5 protein-coding genes are annotated in these 6,368 nt (G+C 45.5%); all 5 read left to right on the top strand.

What is annotated here, in order from left to right:
- Positions 1–411: 411 nt before the first annotated feature.
- Positions 412–1,473, top strand: coding sequence for an LptF/LptG family permease (locus tag Q0200_RS09705; RefSeq protein ID WP_297940747.1), 1,062 nt, complete (start codon positions 412–414; stop codon positions 1,471–1,473).
- Between the two features lie 55 nt (positions 1,474–1,528).
- Positions 1,529–2,770: a diaminopimelate decarboxylase gene (lysA, locus tag Q0200_RS09700; RefSeq protein WP_297940745.1), complete on the top strand. Its 1,242-nt coding sequence runs from the start codon at positions 1,529–1,531 to the stop codon at positions 2,768–2,770.
- 9 nt (positions 2,771–2,779) lie between these two features.
- Entirely contained in the window at positions 2,780–3,856 is a 1,077-nt protein-coding gene (gene pheA / locus Q0200_RS09695; protein ID WP_297940743.1) for a prephenate dehydratase, read from the top strand.
- A 1-nt stretch (position 3,857) separates the two neighbouring features.
- Positions 3,858–4,958: a histidinol-phosphate transaminase gene (gene hisC / locus Q0200_RS09690; RefSeq protein WP_297940741.1), complete on the top strand. Its 1,101-nt coding sequence runs from the start codon at positions 3,858–3,860 to the stop codon at positions 4,956–4,958.
- Positions 4,959–6,368: flagellar basal-body MS-ring/collar protein FliF (fliF, locus tag Q0200_RS09685; RefSeq protein WP_297940739.1), on the top strand; the 1,410-nt coding region annotated here is incomplete at its 3' end. It lies immediately after the preceding gene.

Genomic DNA, 6,368 nt, shown 5'->3' with positions numbered 1-6,368 from the left:
AAAACGCGCTAAATGAGCTAATAAAAACCGACATCGACGCCGTTTCGCAAAAATTCTCAACCAAAAAAGGTATTTTGTGAGAGGGTTAAATTTAGCATTTAAGGCTTTTGTATTTCGTCAAATTTTGGAGCTTTTTAAAGCGCTGAAAAATCTATTAAATTTAAAGCCAAAATTTAAAACCGTGCGCCAAATTTTCTTTGCTACAAATTTTATAAATTTACTTAAAAATTTTACTAGCAAATTTATAAAATTTACGCAAAATGCTGTTTTTTCGCAGGCTTGTCTTTTGTCTAGAGTCTTGTATTTATTAAATTTCACTCAAAAAACAGAGCTGTTTAGATTTGATACTTTTGAGAGCGTCGCTCTTGTCCGCCGCCCCGCGTACGCAAAATTTGATTTAAAAGGCCATAAATGAATCTTTACGCGCGTTACGTCGGCTGGCTTTATTTTAAATATTTCATGATTTTATTCATCGCGCTCACGCTTTTTTACGTCGGCATCGACATCCTAACCAACTTAAAAGATATGCCCGCAAGCGCGAACCTAAAGCTGCTTTATTTTGGCCTAACTTCGCTTACGGCGGTAAACTACGTCTTACCGCTTGCGCTCATTTTTGCGCTGATAACTAGCAAATTTAGCATGATTCGCAGCAACGAGCTTGTGAGCTTTTACGCGCTGGGTATCGATAAAAATCGCCTGATAAAACCGCCTTTTTACATCGCGCTTGTCATTACGTTTATTTACGTTGGACTAAATTTCACGCCTTTTGCCTACGCTTACGAGTACGGGCGAAATATCGTGAAACTCTCGAATTTATCACGCACGAGCTCGGATATTTTCTTAAAATTCGAAGGCAAATTTGTCTATGTGGATAGCCTAAATCCTATTAGCGGCGAGGCTAAAGATGTGCGGATATTTGATATAAACGGCAGCAATCTGCGCAGCGCGACCTTCGGCGAAAGCGGGAAGTTTGTGGATGACGCGTGGCTTTTAAAGAACGCTAAAATCGTAAATTTGCCGCAAAATATCAAGCTTGGCGAAAAGGGACTCGATATCAAAACGCCAAGCGAGCTAAAAACGCTTGAAAATTTTAAGCCAAAGACGATAGAAAGCGCGTCAGCGGAGAGCTCGGCGATCACGATCCCGGATGCCGTGGATTATATTTTGGCGTTTAAAGACGAGGGCATCGGGCTAAATTCGACCAAAACTACGCTTTATAACCTCGCATTTGCGCCTTTTTTTGCGCCGTTTATGGTACTCATTATTTACTATTTTTTGCCGGTTACCGGACGATTTTTTAATCTCGCCTTAAAAAGCTTTATCTTCACGATCGCCTCGCTTTGCGTTTGGGGCGTGCTTTTTGTTATGATGAGGTTTGCTAGAAACGGCGTCGTCTCGCCAGAGGTCGGTGTGCTTTTACCGATTATTTTACTCGGCGCATACGCTTTTTATCTGCGTTTTGGGAGTCGTTAAGAGAGATTTAGGCAAAATTTCTGTAAAATCTAACTATTTTTAAACAAGGTCGGTTATGGATTTTACGAATTTAGCGCAAAAATACGGCACCCCTCTTTACGTTTACGATTTTGACTACATGGCGCACCGCTACGAAGCGCTTAAAAACGCGTTTCACGCTAGAAAATCTCTCGTATGCTACGCCGTTAAGGCAAACTCAAATTTAAGCGTTTTGAAATTTTTAGCCGGGCTTGGAGCCGGGTTTGACTGCGTGAGCGTGGGCGAAGTTAGGCGCGCGCTGCTAGCGGGAGCTAAAAGCTATCAGATAATCCTAAGCGGCGTGGGTAAGCGCGACGACGAGCTTAAATTTGCGCTGGAAAATGAAATCTTGATGATAAATTTAGAAAGCGAAGCCGAGATGAACCGCTTGGAGGATATCGCAAAGCAGCTGGGCAAGCCCGCTCGCATCAGCATCCGCGTAAATCCAGACATCGACGCTAAGACTCACCCCTATATCTCGACCGGACTAAACGAAAATAAATTCGGCGTAGATCTTCAAACGGCGAAAAAAATGTATCTACACGCCAAAAATTCGCCGCATCTAGAACCGGTCGGTATCCACAGCCACATCGGCTCGCAGATAACCGACATAAAGCCTGTTATCGAAGCGGCAAAGATCGTGGCAAATTTGACTCGCGAGCTAAAAGCGGCGCAAATCGACATCAAATTTTTTGACGTCGGCGGCGGCATAGGTATCGTTTACGGCGACGAGAGCGAGCCTGATCTATACGAATACGCACAGGGCATTTTAGCAAATTTAAGCGGCCTGGACGTCACGGTAGTCTGCGAGCCTGGACGCTTTATCGTCGGCAACGCGGGATATTTTCTAACTAGCGTGCTTTACGAGAAATTTAATAAAAACAAGCGCTTTGTGATCGTGGACGGTGCGATGAACGACCTTATCCGACCGAGCCTTTACCAGGCTAGGCATAAAATTTTCGCTATTAGCGGCGGCAAGACTCTTTGCGAGTGCAAGACCGAGCAGCTTCGCAAGCTAAAATTTAGCCCTTGCGACGTGGTTGGGCCGATCTGCGAGAGCGGAGATTTCCTCGCAAAAGACCGAAATTTACCGCCGTTAAACCCAGGCGATCTCGTCGTTATCAAATCAGCCGGCGCATACGGCTTTGCGATGAGTAGCAACTACAACACTCGCGGACGCGTCGCGGAGGTTGCGGTAAAGGGCGGCGAGGACTTTTTGATAAGACGCCGCGAGAGTTTTGAGGATATCGTGGCGCTGGAGCAAGAATTTTTAGGCTAGGGAGCGAAAATGCAAAACATAAACGACCTCAGAAGCGAGATAGATAAGATCGACGACGAGGTGCTAAAGCGCCTAAATGAACGCATGAATTTCGTGCGAAAGATCGGCGAGCTAAAGCAAACCAGCGGCAGCGCGATCTACCGCCCCGAGCGCGAAAGAGCGATCCTAAACCGCCTAGAGGGGCAAGACTCCGCCTTTTTAAACAAGGCTGCGATTGAGGCGATTTATCTTGAGATTTTCGCCGTCAGTAGAAACCTCGAGATGCCGGAAAAAGTCGCCTATCTAGGGCCTGAGGGCACCTACACGCACCAAGCCGCGGAGAGTCGATTTGGCGCGATGAGCGCATATCTGCCGCTAGCTAGCATCGAGGCGGTTTTTACCAAACTAAAGCACAAAGAGGCCAAATACGGCGTCGTGCCGATAGAAAATAATACAGAAGGCGCGGTAGGCGCGACGCTGGACTGCCTCGGGCGGTTTGATAGCGTCAAGGTCGTGGCTGAAATTTACATGGATATTCATCATATTTTTGCGAGCAAGTGCGAAAATTTAAAGGATATCAAACGCATCTACTCGCACCCGCAAGGCTACAATCAGTGCCGCAAATTTTTAGACGATCACATGCTTTCATCAGTCGAGTTTATCCCGGCAAAATCGACCGCACAGGCCGCGCAGCTAGCTAGCAGCGAGCCAAATTCGGCCGCCATCTGCTCTAAGATCGCAGCCAAGCTTTACGGCGTGCCGATCTTGTTTGAGACGATCGAGGACAACGCCGCAAACCGTACGAGATTTTTTATATTAAGCGATTTTAAAAACGAGCGCGCGCAAAGAAATAAAACGTCTATCTTAGCAAAGACCGAGCACCGTCCGGGCGGGCTAGTGGAGCTACTTTTGGCATTTAGAGACGAGGGTATAAATATAACCAAACTAGAGAGTCGCCCGATAAAACAGCGCGAATTTAAGGCGAATTTTTATATAGATTTCGAGGGGCACATCGACGACGACAACGTCCAAAAAGCGATACAAAAAGCGATAAGCTACGGTCACGAAATCGCGTGGCTAGGAAGCTACGTCGCGTGGGAGGAATGAGATGAAATTTAACGAAAATTTGGCAAATTTAGTAAGCTACGAGGCGGGCAAACCTATCGAGCTAGTCGTGCGCGAATACGGCATCGACGCGAAAGACGTCATCAAGCTAGCCAGTAACGAAAACCCGTACGGCACGAGCCCCGCGGTAGTAAAAGCAGTCGGCGAGATAGTAAATAAAATGCATCTTTATCCCGACGACAGCTACTTCGAGCTAAAGGCAGCGCTAGCGAGCAAATTCGGCGTCGGCGAAAAATCTATCGTCATAGGCTCTGGAAGCGATCAGATAATAGAATTTGCCGTGCACGCAAAGGCAAACGCGAACAAGGGAATTTTAACCGCGGGCATAACATTTGCTATGTATGAAATTTACGCTAAAGCAACGGGCGCGAAGGTCTTTAAAACAAAGAGCAAAGAGCATGATCTAGGCGAGTTTTTGCAAATTTACAAGGCAAACAAAGACAAGATCGGCGTGATATTTTTATGCGTACCGAATAACCCTCTCGGAGGCTGCTTAGACGCCGAGGAAATTTATAAATTTTTAGAACAGATTGACACCGATACGCTTGTGGTTATCGACGGTGCGTATCAGGAGTTTGCTAAATTTAAAGACGCGAAAAAAGAGATAAAACCGCGCGAGCTCATAGCTAAATTTCCAAACGCGATATATCTGGGCACGTTTTCTAAGGCTTACGGTCTCGGCGGTATGCGCGTAGGATACGGCATCGGCGAGCAAAGCGTGATGAACGAGCTAGGTAAACTAAGAGCACCGTTTAATATAACGACGCTTAGTTTAAAAGCTGCTATCGAGGCGCTAAAAGACGAAGAATTCGTAAAAATGACGCTTGATACGAATTTTAAAGAGATGAAAAAGTATGAAAAATTTGCCGACCTTCACGGCATAAAGCGTCTGCCGAGCTTTACGAATTTTATCGTTTTTGAGTTTAAGCGTCAAAACGCGAGCGAGCTTGCTCAAAAACTATTAAAAAAAGGTATAATTTTACGTGACCTAAAAGGCTACGGATTAAACGCGATTCGCATAACGATCGGGCAACCAAATCAAAACGACGTAGTTTTAGAACAAATCGAGGGAAATTTAAAGTAAATGGATTTTAAAACCGCAATTCAACAAATCGGACAGGTCTATCACAACCTCTCGTTAAGACAGCGCCTAGTCGCTGCGGGCTCGGTCGTGCTCGTGGTCGGTTTTTTAGTGTTTTTGAGTATTTATAAAAGCTCAAATGAAGGCTACGACGGTTACAGCGTACTTTTTGAAGATACATCTGCTGCAGACTCCGCGCTAATTATTCAACAGCTTGAAAAAGATAAGGTAAAGTACAAAATTTTAAATGAGGGCACGATTTTGGTGCCAAACTCGGACGTTTACCGCGAGAGGATCTCGATCGCGTCGCTTGGGATTTTAAAAGACGGCAAGGTCGGATTTGAGATTTTCGATAAGCAAGAATTCGGTGCGACGGATGCCGAGCAAAAGGTTAAATTTCAGCGTGCTCTCGAGGGCGAGCTGGCTCGCACGATAGAAAGTCTAGCGCCGATAAATAAAGCCATCGTGCGTATCGCGATACCCAAAGAAACGATTTTTACCGAGCGAGCCACGCCGCCAAGCGCCTCTATCGTGTTAAATTTAAAAGACGGACAGAGCTTAAATTTAAAACAAATCACGGGCATTAAAAATTTAGTCGCCGCCGCGGTGGCAAATTTAAAACCAGAGCAAGTAAAAATCGTGAGCCAGGACGGAGTACCGCTAGGCGAGGAGGACGGCGAATACGATAGCGATCAGATCACGCAACAAATCCGCTACAAACGCGACGCAGAGCACAATCTAGAAGAAAAAATCATAAACGTCCTATCGCCTATCGTGGGTGGATCGGATAAGGTCGTAGCAAAAGTCACCATAGACTTTGACTTTGCTAGAAAAGATAGCCAAAGCGAGACCTTTGATCCAAACTCTGTAGCTAGAAGCGAACAAAACGTCGAAGAAAAACGCCAAGGCAGCAAAGAAGCCGAAGTGCAAGGCGTACCTGGAGCCGTGAGTAATATCGGTCCGGTTGAAGGTCTTCAAGACGGTAAAATGAAAGAGTTATACTCTAAAAGCTCATCCACGACAAACTATGAGATCTCAAAAAAAGTCGAGCGCGTAAAAGATCAGTTTGCTAAGATAAACCGCCTAAGCGCCGCTGTAGTCGTGGATGGAAAATATGAAAATAAAAAAGACGAAAAGGGAAGCCCGACCAGTGAAATAGCCTATGTACCGCTTGATAAAGAGCAACTAGCGCGCATAGACGCTCTCATTCGCCAGTCCATCGGTTTTGACCAAAACAGAGGCGACGAGGTTACTGTTAGTAACTTTGAGTTCCAGCGCCAAGATAAACAAACGCCGGCCAGTAAGGTGCAGTCGTTTTTTGAGCTTTATGTAGTACCGTTTTTACCTATCATCAAGTATCTTTTTGCGGCTGTTTTACTGTATGTATTCTATAAAAAGGTTATTGCTCCGTTT

It is taken from the genome of uncultured Campylobacter sp. (assembly GCF_938045225.1).
Lineage (GTDB): Bacteria > Campylobacterota > Campylobacteria > Campylobacterales > Campylobacteraceae > Campylobacter_A.
The sequence above is the reverse complement of the archived record's forward strand: the minus strand, read 5'-3'. Positions and strand labels throughout refer to the sequence as shown.

Bases quoted from the DNA above. Each gene is read 5' to 3' on its own strand.
- pheA (WP_297940743.1), top strand. From the start codon at position 2,780: ATGCAAAACATAAACGACCTCAGAAGCGAGATAGATAAGATCGACGAC.
- hisC (WP_297940741.1), top strand. From the start codon at position 3,858: ATGAAATTTAACGAAAATTTGGCAAATTTAGTAAGCTACGAGGCGGGC.
- Q0200_RS09705 (WP_297940747.1), top strand. From the start codon at position 412: ATGAATCTTTACGCGCGTTACGTCGGCTGGCTTTATTTTAAATATTTC.
- lysA (WP_297940745.1), top strand. From the start codon at position 1,529: ATGGATTTTACGAATTTAGCGCAAAAATACGGCACCCCTCTTTACGTT.